22 protein-coding genes are annotated in these 21,396 nt (G+C 34.7%); 19 read left to right on the top strand and 3 right to left on the bottom strand.

What is annotated here, in order from left to right; all coding sequences use genetic code 11:
* Positions 1 to 103: 103 nt before the first annotated feature.
* Both NFR46_RS06365 and NFR46_RS06360 read right to left on the bottom strand, forming a co-directional pair.
* Positions 104 to 343 carry a hypothetical protein gene (locus NFR46_RS06365; RefSeq protein ID WP_251575704.1) on the bottom strand — a complete coding sequence of 80 codons (240 nt, stop codon included), beginning with the start codon at positions 341 to 343 and terminating at the stop codon, positions 104 to 106.
* A 25-nt stretch (positions 344 to 368) separates the two neighbouring features.
* Positions 369 to 935 (bottom strand): sigma-70 family RNA polymerase sigma factor, encoded by a 567-nt coding sequence (locus NFR46_RS06360; protein WP_251575702.1) that lies wholly within the window; start codon positions 933 to 935, stop codon positions 369 to 371.
* Between the two features lie 216 nt (positions 936 to 1,151).
* On the opposite strand from NFR46_RS06360, the gene NFR46_RS06355 reads away from it, so the two are divergent.
* From NFR46_RS06355 to NFR46_RS06300, 12 genes are all read left to right on the top strand, one after another.
* Positions 1,152 to 1,871 carry a hypothetical protein gene (locus NFR46_RS06355; RefSeq protein WP_251575700.1) on the top strand — a complete coding sequence of 240 codons (720 nt, stop codon included), beginning with the start codon at positions 1,152 to 1,154 and terminating at the stop codon, positions 1,869 to 1,871.
* Between the two features lie 97 nt (positions 1,872 to 1,968).
* Positions 1,969 to 2,373 (top strand): transcriptional regulator, encoded by a 405-nt coding sequence (locus NFR46_RS06350; RefSeq protein WP_251575699.1) that lies wholly within the window; start codon positions 1,969 to 1,971, stop codon positions 2,371 to 2,373.
* A 385-nt stretch (positions 2,374 to 2,758) separates the two neighbouring features.
* A complete protein-coding gene (locus tag NFR46_RS06345) occupies positions 2,759 to 3,751 on the top strand; it encodes an LCP family glycopolymer transferase (protein WP_251575697.1) in 993 nt (330 codons plus the stop codon).
* 62 nt (positions 3,752 to 3,813) lie between these two features.
* The gene (locus tag NFR46_RS06340; protein WP_277612856.1) at positions 3,814 to 4,695 is read left to right on the top strand and encodes a YveK family protein; all 882 of its coding nucleotides are present in this window, start codon (positions 3,814 to 3,816) and stop codon (positions 4,693 to 4,695) included.
* 14 nt (positions 4,696 to 4,709) lie between these two features.
* Positions 4,710 to 5,465 carry a CpsD/CapB family tyrosine-protein kinase gene (locus NFR46_RS06335; protein ID WP_251575695.1) on the top strand — a complete coding sequence of 252 codons (756 nt, stop codon included), beginning with the start codon at positions 4,710 to 4,712 and terminating at the stop codon, positions 5,463 to 5,465.
* Between the two features lie 13 nt (positions 5,466 to 5,478).
* Positions 5,479 to 6,252 (top strand): tyrosine-protein phosphatase, encoded by a 774-nt coding sequence (locus NFR46_RS06330; RefSeq protein WP_251575693.1) that lies wholly within the window; start codon positions 5,479 to 5,481, stop codon positions 6,250 to 6,252.
* A gap of 44 nt (positions 6,253 to 6,296) precedes the next feature.
* Positions 6,297 to 6,965 carry a sugar transferase gene (locus NFR46_RS06325; RefSeq protein ID WP_251575691.1) on the top strand — a complete coding sequence of 223 codons (669 nt, stop codon included), beginning with the start codon at positions 6,297 to 6,299 and terminating at the stop codon, positions 6,963 to 6,965.
* A gap of 28 nt (positions 6,966 to 6,993) precedes the next feature.
* On the top strand, positions 6,994 to 7,830 hold the full coding sequence (locus NFR46_RS06320; protein ID WP_251575689.1) for a glycosyltransferase: 837 nt from the start codon (positions 6,994 to 6,996) through the stop codon (positions 7,828 to 7,830).
* Positions 7,827 to 8,798 (top strand): glycosyltransferase family 2 protein, encoded by a 972-nt coding sequence (locus NFR46_RS06315; RefSeq protein ID WP_251575687.1) that lies wholly within the window; start codon positions 7,827 to 7,829, stop codon positions 8,796 to 8,798. The genes NFR46_RS06320 and NFR46_RS06315 overlap by 4 nt, the downstream gene beginning before the upstream one ends.
* A gap of 10 nt (positions 8,799 to 8,808) precedes the next feature.
* A complete protein-coding gene (locus tag NFR46_RS06310; RefSeq protein ID WP_251575685.1) occupies positions 8,809 to 9,858 on the top strand; it encodes an EpsG family protein in 1,050 nt (349 codons plus the stop codon).
* 294 nt (positions 9,859 to 10,152) lie between these two features.
* A complete protein-coding gene (locus NFR46_RS06305; protein WP_251575683.1) occupies positions 10,153 to 11,235 on the top strand; it encodes a glycosyltransferase in 1,083 nt (360 codons plus the stop codon).
* A gap of 21 nt (positions 11,236 to 11,256) precedes the next feature.
* Complete coding sequence (locus NFR46_RS06300) at positions 11,257 to 12,684, top strand: oligosaccharide flippase family protein (protein WP_251575681.1); 1,428 nt, start codon at positions 11,257 to 11,259, stop codon at positions 12,682 to 12,684.
* 1,945 nt (positions 12,685 to 14,629) lie between these two features.
* Here the strand turns inward: NFR46_RS06300 and NFR46_RS09465 are convergent.
* Positions 14,630 to 14,806: an IS3 family transposase gene (locus tag NFR46_RS09465; protein ID WP_420908591.1), complete on the bottom strand. Its 177-nt coding sequence runs from the start codon at positions 14,804 to 14,806 to the stop codon at positions 14,630 to 14,632.
* Between the two features lie 283 nt (positions 14,807 to 15,089).
* Here NFR46_RS09465 and NFR46_RS06295 point away from each other — a divergent pair, with 283 nt between their 5' ends.
* From NFR46_RS06295 to rfbB, 7 genes are all read left to right on the top strand, one after another.
* Complete coding sequence (locus NFR46_RS06295; RefSeq protein ID WP_251575679.1) at positions 15,090 to 16,193, top strand: hypothetical protein; 1,104 nt, start codon at positions 15,090 to 15,092, stop codon at positions 16,191 to 16,193.
* Positions 16,194 to 16,795: 602 nt separating this feature from the next.
* Positions 16,796 to 17,665, top strand: a complete 870-nt coding sequence (rfbA, locus tag NFR46_RS06290; protein ID WP_251575677.1) for a glucose-1-phosphate thymidylyltransferase RfbA — start codon at positions 16,796 to 16,798, stop codon at positions 17,663 to 17,665.
* Positions 17,666 to 17,682: 17 nt separating this feature from the next.
* Complete coding sequence (rfbC, locus tag NFR46_RS06285) at positions 17,683 to 18,264, top strand: dTDP-4-dehydrorhamnose 3,5-epimerase (RefSeq protein WP_251575675.1); 582 nt, start codon at positions 17,683 to 17,685, stop codon at positions 18,262 to 18,264.
* 14 nt (positions 18,265 to 18,278) lie between these two features.
* Entirely contained in the window at positions 18,279 to 18,419 is a 141-nt protein-coding gene (locus tag NFR46_RS06280; RefSeq protein WP_251575709.1) for a hypothetical protein, read from the top strand.
* A gap of 449 nt (positions 18,420 to 18,868) precedes the next feature.
* The gene (locus NFR46_RS06275; RefSeq protein ID WP_251575673.1) at positions 18,869 to 19,078 is read left to right on the top strand and encodes a hypothetical protein; all 210 of its coding nucleotides are present in this window, start codon (positions 18,869 to 18,871) and stop codon (positions 19,076 to 19,078) included.
* A 3-nt stretch (positions 19,079 to 19,081) separates the two neighbouring features.
* Positions 19,082 to 20,176 (top strand): Shedu anti-phage system protein SduA domain-containing protein, encoded by a 1,095-nt coding sequence (locus tag NFR46_RS06270; protein ID WP_251575671.1) that lies wholly within the window; start codon positions 19,082 to 19,084, stop codon positions 20,174 to 20,176.
* A gap of 39 nt (positions 20,177 to 20,215) precedes the next feature.
* Positions 20,216 to 21,259: a dTDP-glucose 4,6-dehydratase gene (rfbB, locus tag NFR46_RS06265; protein WP_251575669.1), complete on the top strand. Its 1,044-nt coding sequence runs from the start codon at positions 20,216 to 20,218 to the stop codon at positions 21,257 to 21,259.
* The last annotated feature ends 137 nt before the right edge of the window (positions 21,260 to 21,396 follow it).

The raw sequence follows: 21,396 nt of genomic DNA, 5'->3' as shown, positions 1-21,396 counted from the left end.
AGAACAAGGACTAATGGTTTCCGACCATTAGCCCTTGTTTTTGCTTTAAACGTGAAAAGACAGCAGGATAAAATAATGAAATCCTGGTGTCTTTATTAAGCTACTATTTAAGCCAACTATCTAAAAATTCTCGAAGTAATTCTGCATCTTCTCGGGTGAGGGAGAAGGTGTTGTCAAACGTGTGCCCATCAAAGCCGATATTGGTTAAAAGTAGCTCAAGCCGATCCGCTTCTTCTTGGCTGGGTTTAATGCTAAGTTCATTTTGGCAACCATCGTCCTGGTCTTCACCGTCATAACGGGAGTGAAACCACTGATCATGATTGCTTGTTTGATGTTGATTCACAATACCACCTCACCGGTATTATAGACTAGATCGGACAATCGAGCGACCGGGCCTTCTTAATTAAGCCCCGTTTCCATGAATAAACTGACTGCCGAGAGACGTTATACTTTTTGGCAATCTCGGCGTCCTTGAGATCCAAGAGGAGGACTGCTTTTAAGTAGCGCTTTTCGTTTGGTGAGCAGCATGCTGCTAGTTGAGTGAAAAAGTCGCTGTTCTCAAGATGGGCAAAACCAACTTGGCTGCTGGGATCAGAGTTAAAACGGTTGCGGGTCGTTTCGTCCAGAGATTCGTCATTCATCGAACCGAACCAGTGTTCCTTTTCCCAGACTTGCCGGTGCAACTTGTCTAATAGTCGCCAGTAGATCCGCTTGAAGGCAAAGTTCATTAGTTGCCGTTCGTTTTCGGGATTGGTTGGGTCGTCGGGAAACTTCGTGTAGGCTTGGCCAAAGATCAGGCAACCTTCCTGGAAGAAATCGTCGTAGCAGTCATGCGTTGGTGAGAGGTGGAGCTGCTTTAAGACGCTGTGGACGAGGTTAATTCGCTTGTTTGTCGATAAGTAGACGAGACCTTCAATAATTTTTTCATTTGTCATTTGGGAACATCCTTTGTGAGATTATTTCCAAGAGCTCTTGAGTGGCTTAAAGTTACCAAAAAGCCGCTAACTGAGCGAATGATAGAAAACGGTCTAATCCACTCAAAAAGTTATTGACACCGGTTTCATAATCGAATATTGTATTATTTGTTATTAAATGAGCAAATTTTAGATTGATTATGCTTAAATTTACGATTTGCAAAGGGAGAGCCCTACATGAATGGAATAATTGATATTTCACGACTAGGGGAGCTTAAGGATTACTTAGTTACGAGCGGTTTCCAGCCACGTTGGGATAATGTTTTGTTGATGACGGGATATGATCGGGAAAGAACGTACGTGTTGACATGCGATGGTGAAGGAATCATCTTACCGAAGCGCTTGAGAGAAGTCCTGCATGATTTCAGTGAGTGGGCGGACGTTCCGCGGATTGAAATGCAGATCCTGTATCGGATGGTCGGGGGACACACGCCTGGGATTATTGCTGGTCACTATGAGTTAGTGCCGACATGTGGACAAGGTAACTGTCGAGTTGCCTATTACATGTCCCACCACATGGATAATTGCCAGTTGAACCAGGAGAATAAGAATATCTTGATCACATTTAAAGGAGCTAACCAACGACTAATCACGGTTATGGTCGATGCTTGTATGGCAACATTTAACCGACTTTTGCAACAAGCGCATGCAGTGGGGAAGATCCAGTTGGAGTCAGTGAAGAACCTTTGTAATAAGTTTGGGATTGGCGATCAAGAACTGAACCACTTTTCCTGTACGACGACTTACCATGAACGTTACCTTCACCGAAAACAATACAAGAAAGTTTTTCTGGAACAGATTTTAAATGGAGTTAAACAGGCGGCAGATAAGTGCTACGGCGAGGATTTGACGGCTAACTTTTATACCCTGTTGCGCAGGATTTTGACCCTATATTAGGGGAAGTTATGGACGTAATACTAACAATTTGTCTGATAATCTGTTAAGATATGGATGAAGGGGGATATTCAGAGCGAAAAGACATGGAAGTGTTATTATGAAGAATGTTTCTAAACAAAGCGGATTTACATATGCCAAAAAGATTTTGGATGATCCAGATCAAGCAGGCTTGATATTCTGGCTGGGATTTCGGCCCTTCGATGAAGATGAACTTGCAGTTCTGATCGATAGTGAAAGTACAGCAATTGAGCTTGCATTACAAAAGCTACGTGAGAACGGTGTGGTCAATCCAATTAAGGACGACAAACAAAAATGGACACTATCAAATGATGGTGAAGACTTACGGAATATGTTAATTTCGTTAAGCGTTTGGGGTCGTCAACGAATGGATGACCAAGAAGAGATTATCCCACAACTGATTGTTGAACCTGAACAAATGGCTGATTTAAAGTCACTGGTTAAGTTTCGGGATGAAGTTGTGCGGAAGTATATGAATATTTAGTAAATGAAGACTAGAGAATTAGAAGACCAGTAAATGGGCAGCGGCTCACTTGCTGGTCTTTCTTTTGCTAAAATTTCGGTTAATGAGTGATAAAAAATGGCCGTGTGAAATGGATAACGTTTACTGAAAATTAAATTCAGCTTTTGGAAAATACGAGGAGGTAAGTTGCTGGAAGGTGAAAGAATACGATAGTACTGGGATTAAAGCACTATTTTTTGTGGGGAGGGGATGCCTTCCTATTTACCATTCTGGTGATAAATAATTCAAGGCAAATTCCTTGACAGAGGGGTAAAGTGCCTTGAAATAGACAATTTCTTGCAGTATGCTACAAAAGTTAAAGATTATAGAAAAATTAAATATTTTTTGCTAGTGGGGAGATATTAGTATGTCGGAAAATGATTGGTCTTCAAAGAATAGCGTAGAAAAGCACCATCGCCATAGACATCATCGCCACCACCGTCACCACCATATGCGACGGGGATGGAAGATCTTTTGGTCAATTTTCGGGGTGTTAGTTGCGATTCTGCTGATTTTCGCAGGGGTTGCTTACCATAATCTCAGCGTTACTACTGACGATATGTACAGCACTTCTGGAGCAAATACCAAGAGAAATGCACAAAAAGTACTAGCACAAAAAAAGCCGGTGTCGATCCTATTAATGGGAACTGATACTGGTGAATTTGGGCGAAGTGATAAGGGGCGGACAGATACCTTAATGATCATGACCCTTAACCCGAAGACAAAGACAACCACGATTGTTAGTTTGCCACGGGATATGAAAGTTAACTTACCTGGCTATCCAGAATATTCGCCATCAAAGATTAACGCTGCTTATACTTACGGTGGCGTTAAGGAATCAATTAACACGGTACAGAAGGAATTTAACGTTCCAATTGACTTTTACCTGTTAGTTAACATGAATGGTCTGGAAAAAGCCATTAATAAGGTTGGCGGTGTTGATGTTGTTTCACCATTAACCTTTAGTTACGATGGACACTCTTTCCAAAAAGGGAAGAAGTATCACTTAAATGGAGAAACAGCTCTCGCATTTAGTCGGATGCGGCATGAGGATCCAAATGGTGACTATGGTCGTCAGCAACGGCAACGGTTAATCATTGCGGCCCTCCTAAAGAAGTCCGTTTCTTACAAGACCGTGTTGAACCGGAGCTTCTTACATTCAATTGCGGATAGCTCCCAAACGGACTTAACGATGCACGACATGATGCAACTCGCTCAGCACTATTCCGCTGCCCGTGACCATATCGTTCAAGACCATGCCGAAGGAGATAACGACAACGAAGGCGGTACTTCCTTCCAAGTGGTTAATCATGATGAACGGCAACGGGTATCAAACTTACTGCAAAAGAGTCTAGAGTAAGAGCCAGAAAAAAATCTACCTTATTTAATGAATAAAAAATCTAAACAACAGGAGAATCAGAAGTGAATACTAATAGTTCTACCGAAAATGCAAGTCGGGAAAACCAAATTGACTTGCATCGGTTAATGGAAATCTGTCGCGATCACGCCAAACTGTTCATCCTTTGGACAGTGATTATGGGAATTGTTGGTTTTGTGGTTGCTGAGTTTGTAATTACCCCACAATATACGGCTTCAACCCAAATCTTGGTTAACCAGAAGCATGATAACGCTGACGGCCAAGCATATAACAACCAACAAGCTGATATTCAAGTGATCAATACCTACAAGGACATCATCACTAACCAAGTGATCCTTTCCAAGGCAAGCAAGCAGTTGGAAAATCCTGTCAAGGTAATTACGCCAGCAAAGAAGGCTGTTTACCGTGAAAACGCAAATGGTCGACGGGTCTTAGTTCGTTCAGCTAAGCCAGCAGTAGTGGAACGGATAAATGGTAAGTCCTACCACGTTACTACCACTCAATTGAAGAAGGCAATCTCAGTGCAAACTCAGCAAAATTCTCAGGTTTTCACCTTGAATGCCAAGACGAATAATGCTGAAGAATCTGCTGCGATTGCTAACACGGTGGCTTCTGTCTTTAAACAACAGATTAAGCACATTATGTCAGTTAACAACGTGACAATTATTTCACGGGCGAATACACCGAAAGCTGCTTCATTCCCAAACAAGAAGCTCTTTACCTTAGCAGGAGCTGTATTAGGACTTCTCCTGAGCTTTGCCTATGTTCTGATTAAGGAATTAACCGACACCACAGTGAAGAGTGACGACTTCTTGACAAATGAACTTGGCTTAACCAACCTTGGTGCAGTTGGTCACATTCAAATGCGGGCTGACCAAGATGGAATTGGCGCTAGTCACTCTGCCGACCATCACCGACGGGTTTAAGGAGGTTTCCCAAGATGAGTTTATTCAAAAAGAAAACGAATATTAGTAATGAAACGATCCGTTACGGGGCCAAATTAATTACCGTCAAGGATCCTAAGAGTGTCATCTCTGAACAATTCCGGACAATCCGGACAAACATTAGCTTCATGGGAATTGATCACCCAATCAAGACCTTGGCCTTCACTTCCGCCAACATTAGTGAAGGGAAGTCAACCGTTACTGATAATATTGCGGTTGTGTGGGCCAATTCTGGTAAACGAGTGTTGCTAATTGATGCCGATCTACGCCGGCCAACACTCCACCAGACCTTTAATGTTGCTAATCGTGAAGGGTTAACTACTATTTTGACCAGTGATGCCGCAGAAATGGACATTACGAATATGATTAAGAAAACAGAGATTGATAATTTATCAATTTTGACTTCTGGACCAATTCCGCCAAACCCCGCTGAATTATTGAATTCTCAACGAATGCAAGCATTGATTGCTAGTGTCGAACAAAATTATGATGTGGTAATCCTTGACGTTCCACCAATTCTTGCCGTGTCTGATACCCAAGCGTTGGTTGGTCACCTTGATGGGGTTGTTTTGGTTGTGAAGATGGGTCAAACAGAAAAAGCCGGCCTTAAACGTTCAGTTGAACTATTAAAGCTGGCCCATGCCAATATCCTGGGCTACGTAATGAATGATGTTGGCCGGAATGGCGACTCTGCTTACGGTTACGGCTATGGATATGGTTACGGCTACGGGTATTCATCAGATAATAAGTAAGGACTGATTAGTTATGGTAATGGTTGATCTACATTGTCATCTTCTTCCGGGAATTGACGATGGTTCCAAGAATATGGAAATTTCATTACGATTAGCACGCGAGGCGGTCGAAAATGGGGTGACCCATGCTTTATTGACGCCTCATCATATGAATGGCCGTTACGTGAACCATAAGCAGGACGTCATTAAATTAACAAACGAGTTTCGGGAGCAATTAAAGGCGAATCAAATTCCGTTGACCGTTTTTCCGGGGCAGGAAGTGCGGATTAATGGACAGTTAATTGATGCATTGGATCATGATGACATCCTGTTTGCGGATGAGGATAACCGTTACCTAATGTTAGAATTTTCGGACGATGATGTGCCACATTACACTAATCAGATGATCTTTGAACTTCAGCAACGAGGGATCATTCCAGTAATCGTCCATCCTGAACGGAATACCAAGATTATGGAACAGCCGGAACTCTTGTACCAGATGTTGGAGAAGGGATGTTTATCTCAGATTACCGCGAGTTCATATGTCGGGACATTTGGTAAGAAGGTTGAGGATTTTAGTCGAAAACTGATTGCTAATGGTCAGGGTTACTTGTTTGCTTCTGATGCCCATGATTTACCAGGGCGGAAGTATGAAATGCGAGAAGCGTTTGATAAGTTGGGTCAGGAATTTGGTCCGGATTTAGCTAAGCGGTATGGTGACAACGCTCGAGCAATTATTAATGGGGAAAATGTTCCCGTGAATGAAGTACAGCCGCTGAAGAAAAAGAAGCATTTCTTGTGGTGGTAAGGGTCAGTTGAGGTTACTAAGCAAATAAAAATGGGGAGGAGTGAATGATGCAGATGCAGGTATCTAGTGAAAAAGATAATGATAATGATAATGAGAATGAAGTTGAACAATCATTTAGATGGTATCGCGATTTCTTTAAGCGTGGCTTTGATATTTTTTTAAGTTTGATTGCACTTATTATTTTTGCAATTCCGATGTTGATTATTGCACTTTGGATCAAAGTCGATTCTCCTCATGAGAAAGTGTTGTTTAAACAAGAACGAATCGGAATTGATAATGTACCATTTACGATTCTCAAGTTTCGTTCAATGAGGGATGATGCCCCGCACCAAATGGCAACGGAGAATTTTGAAAATCCCGAGATGTACATTACACGAGTAGGCAAGATTCTACGAAAGACCAGTATGGATGAATTACCACAGTTGTTTAACGTTCTAAAAGGTGACATGAGCATCGTTGGTCCACGACCACTGATTTCAAAGGAAAAATATGTGTTGAAGCTACGTGATGAGTATGGGGCAAATAAGATTTTGCCTGGCATCACTGGACTAGCACAGGTCCATGGCCGGGATCAAGTGACCGATGAAAATAAGGCTTCTTATGACGGTAAGTATGCATTAAATGTGAGCTTATTGTTAGACGCGTCAATTATTTTGAAAACGGTGTCGGATGTGGTAAGAAGTCGTGGGATAAGAGAAGGAAAGAGAAAGTAGTATAGGGAGGGGAGCGTTAGGCCTTCTAATGTCAGATTTAAGAAAGTATCCAAAATTTTCAGTTCTTATGTCAGTGTATAAGAAAGAAAAACCTGAATATTTAGATTTCGCTCTTAAGAGTATAGAACATCAGACTGTGAAACCCAATGAGATAATTCTTGTTGAAGATGGACCTATAACTCATAGCCTACAAAAAATTGTCATGAAACATAAGCGACTTTTTGGAAATAATTTCAAAGTTATTGTCTCTACGACGAATAAGGGATTAGGCAATGCTTTAAGGTTAGGCACGAATTATGTAACTACAAATTGGATTGCAAGAATGGACTCTGATGATTATAGTGTACCCAACAGATTTCAAAAACAGTTAGAATTTATAATAAATAATCCTGATGTTGCAGTTGTGGGTGGTCAAATTGTTGAGTTTAGTGAATCTATTAATAATCCGGTTGGTGAGCGAAGAGTACCTTTAACGAAAAAGAATATTTATAATTTTATGAAGTGGCGAAGTCCCTTTAATCACCCAACTGTATTTATAAATAAACAAAAGTTGGACTGTGTTGGAGGTTATATACCCTTTGGTAATCTTGAAGATTATTATCTGTGGGTTAGAATTATTTTACAAAAGTTTGATGTACGTAACATTGATATGCCTGTTGTTTATATGAGAGTCGATGAAGGGATGTATTCTAGAAGGGGAAAGGCATCAAATATTAAGTATATTTATCAACTACGAAAATATTTGAGATTAAAGAAAAGTATCAACTATAAGCAAGAAATGACAGGAAATATTATTATGACATTAAATATAATTATTCCTGAGTGGATTAGAAAATTTCTTTATAGAAGGATTTTACACAAATGATTGATATAGAACATCCAATATTAAGTGTTGTAATACCTATTTACAATGTTGAAGACTATCTAGATAAATGTTTAGAATCTATTATTATTGATGATGCCAGAGTAGAATATTTGTTAATTGATGATGGATCCACAGATGGGAGTAAATTAATTGCAAAAGAATTTTTAAAAAAAGTGCATAATGCATATTATTTTTTTCAAGAAAATAGTGGTGTTGCAACTGCAAGAAATAAGGGATTAAAAAATGCTAAAGGTAAGTGGATCTTTTTTGTTGATTCCGATGATCATACGTCTCAAGACTTTGTAAAAAATATGCTTAAATTGTTACCTAGTTTAAGCAGTAGTGATTTATTAACCTTACCTATAAAGAAAATGATTGGGAATCGAGAATTTATTTTGCAGGATGGTATGGATAGTCTGTCAATAGATGATTTTTCAACTGAGATAGTACGGGGTAAAAAACAATTAGGAGTTTGGGCTTATATTTTTAATACTGAGATATTGAGAAAGTATAAATTATTTTTTAAGGATGGGATCCTATTTGAGGATCAGTATTTTGTGCCTAAGTATTTGAATCATGTCAAAACTATAAAACAAGTAAGCGGGTTAAGGACCGGTTACTATTACTATTGCTTTAGAAAAACTTCGTTTACGAATTCAGACTTAAATTATAATAAGATAATTGCAAAATTTATTGCTGAAAGTTCAAGAAATAAGATATTACTCCAAATTGGGAAAACAAAAAAGACAATCAATATAATTAATGAGAATTATATTGACATTTATTTTAGGGCTTATGTAGATATGTTAAAGATCAATAGGATAGATAAGGCAAAAGAAAAAAGAACTAGCGCAAATGAGATCATTAAAAAAATAAGAAGTTGTCCTCGTTTTAAAACAATTGTAAAAATTGTATTATTAAACCTACCATTACCGATCTTTATGGGTATTTTAAAATTAAAAAAGTAGGAGAATTAAAGTGTTTATAATTATATTTATAGTAATCGCTACATTTGCGGTATTGGATTTTTATTTAAATAAAAATCTTTTTGCGTCGCTGGCTGTACTTTTGCTGATTTGTGTAGCTGGGCTACGAAGCATTAACACAGGTTTAGATACTTATAACTACTACTTTGATTATAATAGTGTAGTATCAGGTTTTTCACCTATAAATAGTCAAGAAAAAGGTTATATTCTATTGGAAAAACTTTTTTCTTTGTTTAATTCACCAGTTTCTGTTTTTTTCTTTTTTATTTCAGCTTTAACGTTAATATTACTAACTATTGGATATTCAAGACTTTCTATTACTAATAATTGTACAGCTTTTTTACTTTTATATTATTATTCTAGATTTTATATAAATAGAGATCTAAACCAAATTAGAGCATCATTAGCGGCATCAATTATTTTATGTTCATTAATTTTTGTTTATGGCCATAAACCTATTAAGTTTTTTATTTGTATACTAGTAGCTACCTTGATACATTCGGCTGCAATAATTGCTTTAATCATTTATCCTGTTTTCTTCTTATTCAAAAAAATAAGCAAGCAGAAGATTGCTTTTTGTTATATTATCACTTTAATTTTGTCATCAATATTATCTATCCCACTATCCCCATTTATTAAGGGATATAATAATAATCGCTTAAATGCGTACATCAATGATCAAATATATATATCGGGTAATGGACTAAAAAATCCCATCATCTTATTACAAATACTTATAAGTCTTATAGGCCTATATTATTTGCTGAGGCAGGATGGTATATCTGATAAGTATATGGCAGTTTTAGTTACATATATGATTTCTACGGTTATCTTAATTCTTTTAAGCCAGTACAACACATTGGCAGGTCGAACATCTACTTTTTTTGCTACTGTTGAACCTATTGTTGTCATGGATATTTTAACTCAACAATTTGGGAAAAAACTCTCGTCCTTCTTAATGATAATTTTCTCGTTAGTTATATTTATACTTATTAATTATTCTACAGGTGGAATACCAAATCTGAATTATCAATTTTTATAAAGTTTAAATTTAACTTACTACTGGTTACATAATTATTTATGATATAACTTTATATTTTGGCGATTGCGATTTGAATAATGATTCGAACTATTATATTAGTAGGATGTCTCTAATAAACATGGTACTTATTTTGAGATTAAACGGCAGTTCTTTGAGTAGGTTAATGTAATTTTCTTGCGAAATTGAGTCAAAAATTGTACCTGAATTTTAAATGCATTAATGATTATTACTTTTAACTATAGATAAAAGTATGTAGATGTACTTAAAATATACTTATTTGTAGAGGAGTATTGAATGAAAATTTTAATTATTGTTCCCTCATTAAGAAAAACTGGGGTTACAGAGGTTATAAAAAATTTAGTTATTCAATCTAAAAAAAATGGTGAAGTGAGTTACTCACTTTTAGCACTGAAGGATGAGGACTCTTATAATAAGCGTTCCTTTTTTAATTATGTAGAAAAAATATTTATTCTTAAAGGAAACAAAAATATCAGTATTCTTAAGATTAGAGAGTTAAATAAGATAATTAAGAAAGTTAATCCAGATATTGTTCACTTGCATGGATTTGTTTCGGAACTTTATATACCTTTTATTAGAAATAGAAAAGTCATAACAACAGCACATAATATGGGAGAGGGTGATTTTAGGTTTACTTATGGACCTATGTTAGGAGCTCTGATTTCAATTTTACAACTTGTTTTATATAGGAAATTGGATGTTATTGTTGGTGTATCTAAATCTGTTTCTAAACATTATACTAGTAAAAAAATTAAGAGAGTATATACAATTGAAAATGGGGTTTGTGTACCTTCTACAACACCAAAAGAAATAAAGTGTTTTACTAGACCAATTGGAATTTATGTAGGAAATGTTGATAAAAGAAAAAATGTAGAGGCACTCTTAGATAATTTCCATAGAATTAGTAAAAAACAGAATATCGGTACACTTATAATAGTAGGTGATAATCCCAAAGATAAAAGCTTTTTCGACAAAGTAAGGTATAAATATGATTTTAACGAGATATATTTTACAGGAAGAGTTAGTAATGTTTTCGAATATTTAAGTGCTGCTGACTATTTTATTTCAGCGTCTAAAAACGAAGGGTTACCTATGGCTGCCATTGAGGCAATGGGAGAAAACTTATATCTAATACTTAGTGATATTCCCCAACATAGGGAGTTAAAGAAAAATAATAATCAAAATATTGTTTTTTTTAAAAATGATAAAGAAATGAAAAATGCTATCTTAAGTTATACGAATAACGCTGACAATCTAATAAATTCAACAAATTATAAAATCTTTTCTGAATACTTCAATTCAAAGATAATGTTTAGTAAGTATTTAGCATTATATAAAAAAATTATTAACGATTACTAAATCATATTTGAGGTGTATTTATTGAAAGTAGTAAAAAATTATTTATATAATGCTGGTTATCAGGTGCTGCTTATGTTAGTACCACTAATAACAGTTCCATATATATCTCGTGTTTTAGGTGCTTATAATAGTGGGGTGAATTCTTATACAAATAGTTTAGTAACCTTTTTCTATTTAACCGGTCAACTTGGTATAACTTTGTACGGAAATAGGCAAATCGCATATTATCAGAATAATAAATTTAATAGGTCGGTTGAATTTTGGAGTATTGTAACTCTGCAATTAATAACGAGTAGTTTTGCCTTTATCTTATATATGGTAATTATTCCATTTTTAAGATCTAATTTTCAAATATATTATTTTTTTCAGTCTCTGTGGATTGTGGCTACTGGTATAGATATTTCATGGTATTTTATGGGAATAGAGGATTTTAAAAAGACTGTTCTTAGGAATACTATAGTTAAAATAATAACAGTGACGCTTATCTTTTTACTTATTAAGGGTCCTTCTGATCTTGGACTATACATCATATTACTTGGGATTGCCCAGGTTGGTGGGAATGTTACTTTGTGGCCTTATTTAAAACATTCTATAGTAAAGGTACCGTTTAAATTAGTAAAACCATTTAAGCACTTTCATCCTACGCTAATGTTGTTTATTCCAACTATTACTAGTCAGATTTATTTAGTAATAAATAGATTGATGTTAGGGAGTATGTCTACACAAGTAGAATTAGGAAAATTTGATTATTCTGATAAAATAGTTAAATTAGTTTTAGCAATTGTTACAGCTACGGGTAGTGTTATGTTACCCCATATTGCAAGCAAATATGCAAATAAAGATTTTAGAGGCATTAATGCTAGCTTATATAGTTCTTTTGATTTTGTTACCGCATTGTCTGTTCCACTAATGTTTGGTCTGGCAGCAATTGCAATAAAATTTACACCTTGGTTTCTGGGAGCTGAGTATGTAAAGACAGGATATATAATAATATGCGAATCGCCTATTATTGTAATAATATCTTGGAGTGTTGTCTCGGGAATGCAGTATTTAGTTCCAACAAATCATGTCTATGAGTATACATTTTCAATAATAACTGGGGCTGTGGTCAATGTTATTGCTAATTTAGTTTTAATTAAATTCTTAAATGCTATAGGTGCGGCAATAGCAACGGTAATATCTGAATTAGTGATTACTGTTGTTGAATTGTTCTTTATGAGGAAATTAGTTAAGATAAATTATATTTTTGATGGACTCTGGAAATATTTTGTTAGTGGATTCATAATGTTTATTGTAGTAAATTTTCTAAATGCAACCTTAAAGTTTAACATAGTTACACTTATAATAGAGGTTATTATCGGTGTTATCTTATATCTTTTATTGCTAATTTTATTTAAAGCAGAAATTATAGATAAAGCAAAAGAAGTTTTAGTTGCGAAACGACTATAATAATACCTGAAATTTCAATTTAAATTAGAAAAAATTTGAAAGTTGTTCATTTGTGACGTGACTTAGGAATACTTCAAGCGGTGTGCGGTAATTAAGTGACTTTCGTGGAATATTATTTTTGCGATGCATTAACTGGATAACTAAGGCATTAAGTAAGTGATAGAAAATTGAGACCATCACATCGTAAAATAGTATTATTGTTCTTATTCAGTCTATACTGATTGAGTAGTGCGTAAGTATGAATGGTCATGCTTATTTGGTAATTGCACTTCAGCCAGAGAAATTTTAATTGTTATCAAAGGTGGTTGATTTAATGAAATGACGAGGAGTTTTAGAGAGCCATTGATCCAAGTGCTGGTTAACAGCCTCATCAGTTTTACGATGAATATTGGGGAGTAATCATCTGTCATTCTGTATGGTCATTATAGCACCACGGTGAGATTTTCCTTTGAACTGTATCATCTTTAAAATGGCCAAGTTTGTGTTGGTAATGAGGAAAGGCTTGATATCGTTTGTAGATGCTGTGACTAAGATAAACAGTTTCTCTACGATATCGATATAACATTCGGGTACCGTATATTTTTCATTAGTAACTGTTAGAAATTAAAATGGGATTGTCAACGAGCAAATAGCTGGTAAGGTGTGCGCGCCTATTACAACTAAACGTTCATTCTACACAACGGAATAATCGTATCAGTAATTGTCCATCGATGAAGTCAATCTCATTCTTTGGTAGCCACGTTTTCCTGCGCCACCAAGTCGTTTATTACGTTGGTAGAAAATATGAAGGTATGACCGCTATTGAGAAAACAATAAACTTGTTTAAGGAGCTTAATTATATACCTTAAAAGACTTGGCTACGAGGATTAACTTACGTGTGATAAGATATCTACGGATCCTTTGTGATGTTTCTTTACTTTTGTTTGTAGTTATTCAAAAGCCTACTATGGATGACCTTTTTTGATTTTATAAACAGTGTTTTGTATGGTTTAAATCAATATTTTAAAAATTAAGATCCTCCTTACACTTCTCAATCAAGAGTTTTGTAATTCTAATTTTATTAATTTCTCCAAAGGAGGTTCATATGATAAATTTATTGATTCTGTTAATTACTACTTGTTGTTTTGCTTTCTTAATTTGTTACTTATTTCTATGTATAAATACGTGGTTAAAAAAGGTCTATAAGTGGCATAAACTTTGGACAATAGCTATTATTATTATGATATTAATAATAATTGTATTTGTTAGCTCTTTATTGGTTAAATATGATCCCAAACTTCATAGTTTCTTAGATAAATTATACTCTTCAAAAGAAACAAATAGTGTTGTAAGCATTATTTGCTCTTTAATAACTTTTTACATAGTTAATATGATTTTTGATAGTCCTAACTGGTTTGAATTCTTAAGCAATTACCAATTAAAGAATAATGCCAAGCTAGTAAAATCTTTTATGCAAATTTTTATATTTGCTTTAACACCAGCATTATTTTTCTGGCAAAAGAGTAAATGGAATTTCCATGGTTTAAATTCAGTCTCTTTTACTGGCCTCTTCTTATACTTCTTTGGTGCTTTTTTGATTTCAATATTAATTCTGGGGATTATTAGTTGTTTATTTAAAAGTCACAAAATTCGATCGATCTTTCTTCAACCTAAATCTCCAAATTTTGCAAACCATTCGCTTAATCATTATGAAATAGAAAATTTATTAAAATGTGAAAATAAATATAAATGTAATTTCAATAAGAATCAAAGCAAATATTATGTTGAGAGCTCGAAAACTATAGACTTAAAGGCTCCACTTACTAGGGAACTTCAAGATATATCATTTAAGGAAACTAATAATTTGTATAAATAAAACTAGATGTTATCCTTAGAATTAAAAAAGCATTAATAATTATATTATTTCTTGTGAAATGCAAGACAAAAGTTAGACAAAATTGAGATATTAAGCTGCTAAGGTGTGATTTCGATATTCGACTGGAGTCATACCTTTTGTTTTTAAGGTCATTCTGACGTTGTTAAAGTACTGAACACATTTTTGGGAAAGCTCAGTTAGTTCTGCTATGTCTTTGTACGGATGAAAATCTGCCAGTAATTCCGTTGTCTTAAATAAGTGAAAAATTTTTCTAATGGAGTGTTATCTAAGCATTTTTTCTGTGACATACTTTGAATAAACCGATGATTTGCTAATTTTGGGTATAGCAACCTAACTGGTAGTGACAACCTTGATCTGAATGGATAAGAGGAAGAAAGTGAACTTAGTTGTTTGATGCGTAAATTTGTTTGAACAAGTTTGCATAAATATTTCATTACAGTTACCGCTTTTTTTGTGATGAAGGGAGTTAAAAATCATCATAAAATTATGGAATGACTACCCGTTTGAGGAAATATATATTAGTAATGCAGTGAAAGAAGAAATTAAATATGAAAAAGAAATTGAGTTAAAAAAAGCTGAGGACTGGGCACTTGACTATAGAAGGTTAGCTATTTCTTACTATAAAGTGAGTGTATATTTGGTAAATGACATGTTAGAGAATAGTGATAATCCAAGGATATTAGATACTGTTTTTCCAGTATCATTATTTTTGGCAAGACAAGGAATAGAACTCTTATGTAAGTCTTTAATTTTAAGAGAAATATCTACCAGGGACTCATTAATACTATTTAAGAAAAATGGACATAATATTTATAATTTATGGCAAAAGTACAAGGAAATTAGCCCAAGCATAGATAATGAAGAGTTCAAGAAATTAAGTATATATTTTGAAACTATTAATAAGTATAATGATGCTAACTCAGATCTATGGCGTTATCCTTTATTTGAGGAATCAAATGATAATCAAGAAAAGTTAAAAGTACTTAATGGAAAAACAATTTCTATAAAACGTACATTTGGTAGTCTAAGCAAAGTATTTAATCTATTATTGAATTTAAATGATATGTCTGAAAACCTAGAACCGTATATAGCATTTATTAATGAGAAAGAAGATGCATTAAGTAATTGCCATTTATGGGAGGAATATGAAAATGGTAAGCAGTATACTGGAAGAGTAATTGGTTATATAAATGCCGCAAAAATGATTTTCCTAAACAAATTATTAATTGACGAAAAAGAGAAGCCATTGGCTTGTGTACTAAGACAAGGTATTGAACTTTTGTTAAAAGATTATTTAGCAAGTAATTTTTGTGAGTTTCATCATAACCATCACGTTGGATCGGCAAAACAGGGAGCTGGTAAAAAAGTAATTGATAGTTTGAGAGAGTGTATGCCTCAAATTGAGAGGCGTGAGTTAGATACAATAGAAAAGATGCTTGAACAGATTGATAAGTTAGACAGAAAAGGTAATAAATTTAGGTATCCTACTTCATTAAATTTCTTTAATAAGACCACAATAACAATACGTAATATGGATATTGACGTATTATATTCATATGTTATCTCAATAGCTGAATATTTTGATTGTTTATCTTATCTAGTTTGGATTGGAGAAGTGAAAAGCAAAAGATAAAATTAAAAATCAGAGAATAGAATTAGCTGTCAACCTTAATGGAAAAACGTATAAAATTCAGATTACCTCACTTGCTTTCAAAAATAACTATAGATTCATACAATGTATCTAAATTAAGAGAATACTGCCAGACGTTCTTTCCTTTTATGTTATGAGGCTAACTTCAGTATAAAGTAAATCATAGGAAATTGATAATATCATATGTAAGGATAAATAAAAATATTTGATAGTTTATCCAGTCTGAATTATCAAATCAAGTGTAATATAGCTATGAACTAAAAGTATGTTATAATTCTTTTTGGTTGTAACATAAGAAACTTTTCTTCACTGTGGACGATAATATTTATTATTATGTTAATATATGTGTTCATAAAAAGAGATGATTTAATGTTGAATTTGATGTCAGTAATAATTTCGATCTTGGAGTTACAAAGTGAGAATATAAATCACCGAAAACCAGACTTTCTTTCTTATGTTATGAATACATAATTTTAAAGGCAACTGAATAATCTCGATAAGTGAGGTATTTAGTTGCCTTTTGATTGAATAATCATATCAATAATAATTTTTAAAATAGATAACGAAAGCAAGTGAGTGTAATTATGAAAGGCATCATTCTCGCCGGAGGTTCCGGCACGCGACTATATCCGATAACAAAGGGAATTTCAAAACAATTGATTCCGGTTTATGACAAGCCAATGGTCTATTATCCACTATCAACTTTAATGTTGGCGGGAATTCGGGATATTTTGGTGATTTCAACGCCAGAATATATGCCATTGTTCCAAGAATTGTTAGGTGATGGTTCTTCATTAGGCCTGAACTTCACTTATAAGGTTCAAGAACACCCGAATGGCTTGGCGGAAGCCTTTATCTTGGGTGAAGACTTCATTGGTGACGATAGTGTCTGCTTAATTCTTGGGGACAATATTTACTATGGTGCTGGTTTATCTGAATTGGTTCAGTCAGCGGCCAAGAAGACTGATGGGGCAACCGTCTTTGGTTATCACGTTAATGATCCGGAACGTTTTGGGGTTGTGGACTTTGATGACCACATGCATGCCCTTTCAATTGAAGAAAAGCCGGCCCATCCAAAGAGTAACTATGCGGTAACTGGTTTATACTTCTATGATAATAATGTGGTTGATATCGCTAAAAACATCAAGCCATCCGCTCGGGGGGAACTCGAAATTACTGATGTTAATAAGGTTTACCTGAAACAGGGCAAGCTTGATGTTAAGCTAATGGGTCGGGGTTATGCCTGGTTAGATACTGGGACTCATGATTCCATGCTCGAAGCGGCTAACTTCATCGCGACAATTGAACGTCGGCAAAATCTGAAAGTGGCCTGCCTTGAAGAAATTGCTTACCGGATGGGCTACATTGATCGAGATCAGTTGGTTAAGTTAGCTCAACCATTAAAGAAGAATGATTATGGTCAATACCTCTTACGGTTGGCTGAACAAGATTAGGAAGGTGCAGGAGGTATATGGGACAATTAACCGTTAAGAATACAAAGCTACAAGATGTAAAGATTATTACCCCGAAGGTCTTTGGTGATAACCGGGGCTTCTTTGAAGAAACTTATTCTGATCGCGACTTTAAAGAAGCGGGGATTGATTTTAACTTTATCCAGGATAACCAATCCTTATCGGCTCACGCTGGAGTTCTTCGTGGCCTCCACTTCCAACGCGGTAAGGCCGCCCAAACTAAGTTAATCCGGGTCGTTACCGGTGCCGTTCTGGATGTGATTGTTGATGTGCGGAAGGGTTCACCAACTTACAAGCAATGGGAAGGTTACATCCTTTCAGCAAGTAACCACCGTCAATTGTTAGTTCCACGTGGCTTTGCCCATGGCTTCTTAACCTTGACCGATAATGTTAACTTCTGCTACAAGGTGGATAACTACTATGATGCCGAAGCTGATGGCGGCTTCTCCTTCAAGACACCTGAATTAAACATTGACTGGCCAATTGAATTCGATAAGGCCATCACTTCCGAGAAGGATGCTGCTCAACCAACCTTTACCGAATTTGAGAAGAATAATCCCTTTGTTTATGGTGAAATCTAAGCGAGATTTGACTAATGGAAAAAGCATTTAAGAATATTATTGTTACCGGTGGCTGTGGTTTTATTGGTTCTAACTTCGTCCATTACCTAGTTAACCACCATCTAGAGGTAGAATATATTACTGGGTACTGTATAGCCTTATCAATCAGAGTTTGAAAATGCAAAATTTATTGTAATCTGCCATACATAAAAGCTAGAAACTATATTTTCTTACTTGATAACTGAACAGATTTCTAGGTAATTAGACTCTACTAGTATTAAGCTGGAAATTTAGTTGCCCAGTCTAATTCGAATGTGGATCTAGTTATAAAAGTAAAGTTGTTTCTCAATTGTGTGACTTAGTTCATCTTGATTATAGTAATTAGTATTTTTAGGTTTACCAAAGATGTCTTCGCAAGCTGCGTCATCTAAATGAAACCACGCTATATGATATGTCAGATACTAACTAATATACTAAAATCAATTTAATTATCGTTCTAAAATAATAGTTTATAAATTCGGAAAACTAAGAATTTATCTATGAAGGGGCATAAATGATAAGCACAATAGATTTTAAAATTGATGAAAATAATGGAGTAGTTTATTTAGAATATACTCCATATATAATGGAGAATGAAATTCTTGCTAAGTTGGGCCTATTCTATAAGAATAACGAATTAGTAAAATGTAATAATGTAGATCAATTACCTACTGAAATTAAGAAAGAACGCCCAACATATTTAGATGACTTTTCGATAATAATTAAGAGAACATTTTATTTTAAGCAAAAGGATATTGCAAGTTTTAATTTTGACGAAGAAACACTCTTTTTTTAATTTATGAAAATCATAAAAACGCCACATTATAAATTTTCCCTTATAAGGAAAAGACTTTTAGATATAGATCAAGATGTATTATTTGTTTCGAAAAAATCAGAAGATAACTTTTCTTTTAAAAGAGAGCTTTTTTGTACTGGTTATCAAAAAAGCACATCAGTCTTAAAAAAAGCATCTAATTTAATATCCGGTAAATTTATTGTGATTTTAAGTGATGATTTATTAAATGAGTTTCAAGGAAAACAAGGAACTATTTCTTTTGCTGATTATAAGAAATTACTGGATACTTTTCCAACAACTAGAGTCTTAGAACACTATGGTGATAAGATAATAGCAGATAACTTAACAAATTTTATATTGAAAAAAAACTATTCAGAGCTTTTTATAAAATCTAAGAATATGGTTATGGAAAAGCATAAAGAAAATTTGATAAAAATTGGAAACAATTCACTAAATTACAATATAGCAACTAATTTAGATAAAAGCTTTAAAATTTTAAAAAAAGAAATTGAAACCGAATCTAGTATTCAAGATGAGAGCTATTGGCAGAAAATAATTTTGAATATTCTTCCTGTTATTTATCCTCAATATATAGGATTTATTCGTGAGTTTGTCATACCAGAAAATATTAGTAAAGAAAATAAAACGACAAAGAGACGAATAGACCATGCCTTGATTGATGTTAATGGTAATGTTGATCTGTTAGAGGTAAAATGCCCATTTCCTAAAAATCATTTAATTATGAAAAGTAAATATAGAGATAACTACATTGCAGCCAGAGAATTGGAAGGTGGAATTTTTCAGTTAGAAAAGTACATATATTATATAGATCACTTAGGTTTAAAAGAAGGAAATAAGATTTCAGAAAAAATAAAATCAAAGATAAGAAATAAAGAAAATTATAAAATTTCTCAAAATTTTCACTTGAAATTTAGTAATCCTAAAGGCATCCTTCTTATAGGACACTGTAAATTTACAGAACTTGAAAGAATAGATTTTGATATTATAAGAAAACAATATAATAATATTATGGATATTATAACTTATGATGATTTACTTGATAGACTAGAAAGATTGCTAGCTTTTTACAAAAGTTAATTCTTTTGTTTATAGTGAATCTAAGGAGTTCGTTGACTAATGGAAAAAGCATTTAAGAATATTATCGTTACTGGTGGTTGTGGCTTTATCGGTTCTAACTTCGTCCACTTTTTGGTTAATCATCACCCAGAAGTGGAACACATTACCGTTCTGGATAAGTTAACCTATGCCGGTAATCCAGCGAACATTGCTGGCCTGCCAAAGGACAAGGTTGAACTAGTTGTTGGTGACATCTGTGATAAAGAACTCGTTGACAAGCTAGTCAGCCAAGCTGATGCCGTTGTTCACTATGCGGCCGAGAGTCACAATGACAATTCCTTGATTGACCCTACGCCATTTATCAAGACCAACATTGAAGGAACCTTTACCCTAATTCAAGCTTGCCGGAAGTATGATGTCCGTTATCATCATATCTCCACTGATGAAGTTTATGGCGATTTGCCACTCCGGGAAGACTTACCGGGGCACGGTGAAGGCAAGGGCGAGAAGTTTACTCCTGATTCTCCATATCGGCCATCTAGTCCTTATTCCTCATCCAAGGCCAGTTCCGACTTATTGGTTCGGGCTTGGGTGCGTTCCTTTGGTTTACAGGCCACGATTTCTAATTGTTCCAACAACTATGGTCCTTACCAACACATTGAAAAGTTCATTCCACGTCAGATTACCAATATCTTAAGTGGGATCCGGCCAAAGCTTTACGGTTCCGGGAAGAACGTCCGTGATTGGATCCATACTAACGATCATTCTCGCGCCGTTTGGGATATTTTAACCAAAGGTAAGATTGGCGAAACCTACCTGATCGGGGCTAACGGGGAAAAGAACAATAAAGAAGTTCTGGAAATGATCCTCGAATTAATGGGTCAACCCAAGGATGCCTATGATCACGTTAAGGATCGTCCTGGTCATGACTTACGCTATGCTATTGATGCCACTAAGCTAGAAACTGGACTTGGTTGGGAACCAGAATTCACTGACTTTAAGAAGGGCTTACAGCATACCATTGATTGGTACACCCAACATGAAGATTGGTGGAAAGGCGAAAAGGCAGCTGTAGAAGCTAAGTATGCGAAGAATGGTCAATAATAGTAAAATGAGACAGATACTAAAGTACTTTCACTTATTGGGCTAGTAACTAGTATCTGCTTTTTGGGGCTTTACATATTTTGTAAGAACAAACAACATGACTATATTTAACTTCTTAGGTCTCCTATACTGAAATC

The organism is Limosilactobacillus agrestimuris (assembly GCF_943193105.1).
Classification (GTDB): Bacteria; Bacillota; Bacilli; order Lactobacillales; family Lactobacillaceae; genus Limosilactobacillus; species Limosilactobacillus agrestimuris.
Note: the sequence above shows the minus strand (reverse complement) of the source record. Positions and strands in the feature narration are given on the sequence as shown.

Coding starts and splice junctions, on each gene's coding strand:
- rfbB (WP_251575669.1), top strand. CDS start 20,216: ATGGAAAAAGCATTTAAGAATATTATCGTTACTGGTGGTTGTGGCTTT.
- NFR46_RS06320 (WP_251575689.1), top strand. CDS start 6,994: ATGTCAGATTTAAGAAAGTATCCAAAATTTTCAGTTCTTATGTCAGTG.
- rfbC (WP_251575675.1), top strand. CDS start 17,683: ATGGGACAATTAACCGTTAAGAATACAAAGCTACAAGATGTAAAGATT.
- NFR46_RS06330 (WP_251575693.1), top strand. CDS start 5,479: ATGGTAATGGTTGATCTACATTGTCATCTTCTTCCGGGAATTGACGAT.
- rfbA (WP_251575677.1), top strand. CDS start 16,796: ATGAAAGGCATCATTCTCGCCGGAGGTTCCGGCACGCGACTATATCCG.
- NFR46_RS06335 (WP_251575695.1), top strand. CDS start 4,710: ATGAGTTTATTCAAAAAGAAAACGAATATTAGTAATGAAACGATCCGT.
- NFR46_RS06345 (WP_251575697.1), top strand. CDS start 2,759: ATGTCGGAAAATGATTGGTCTTCAAAGAATAGCGTAGAAAAGCACCAT.
- NFR46_RS06275 (WP_251575673.1), top strand. CDS start 18,869: ATGGAGAATGAAATTCTTGCTAAGTTGGGCCTATTCTATAAGAATAAC.
- NFR46_RS06305 (WP_251575683.1), top strand. CDS start 10,153: ATGAAAATTTTAATTATTGTTCCCTCATTAAGAAAAACTGGGGTTACA.
- NFR46_RS06280 (WP_251575709.1), top strand. CDS start 18,279: ATGGAAAAAGCATTTAAGAATATTATTGTTACCGGTGGCTGTGGTTTT.
- NFR46_RS06270 (WP_251575671.1), top strand. CDS start 19,082: ATGAAAATCATAAAAACGCCACATTATAAATTTTCCCTTATAAGGAAA.
- NFR46_RS06315 (WP_251575687.1), top strand. CDS start 7,827: ATGATTGATATAGAACATCCAATATTAAGTGTTGTAATACCTATTTAC.
- NFR46_RS06355 (WP_251575700.1), top strand. CDS start 1,152: ATGAATGGAATAATTGATATTTCACGACTAGGGGAGCTTAAGGATTAC.
- NFR46_RS06325 (WP_251575691.1), top strand. CDS start 6,297: ATGATGCAGATGCAGGTATCTAGTGAAAAAGATAATGATAATGATAAT.
- NFR46_RS06360 (WP_251575702.1), bottom strand. CDS start 935: ATGACAAATGAAAAAATTATTGAAGGTCTCGTCTACTTATCGACAAAC.
- NFR46_RS06350 (WP_251575699.1), top strand. CDS start 1,969: ATGAAGAATGTTTCTAAACAAAGCGGATTTACATATGCCAAAAAGATT.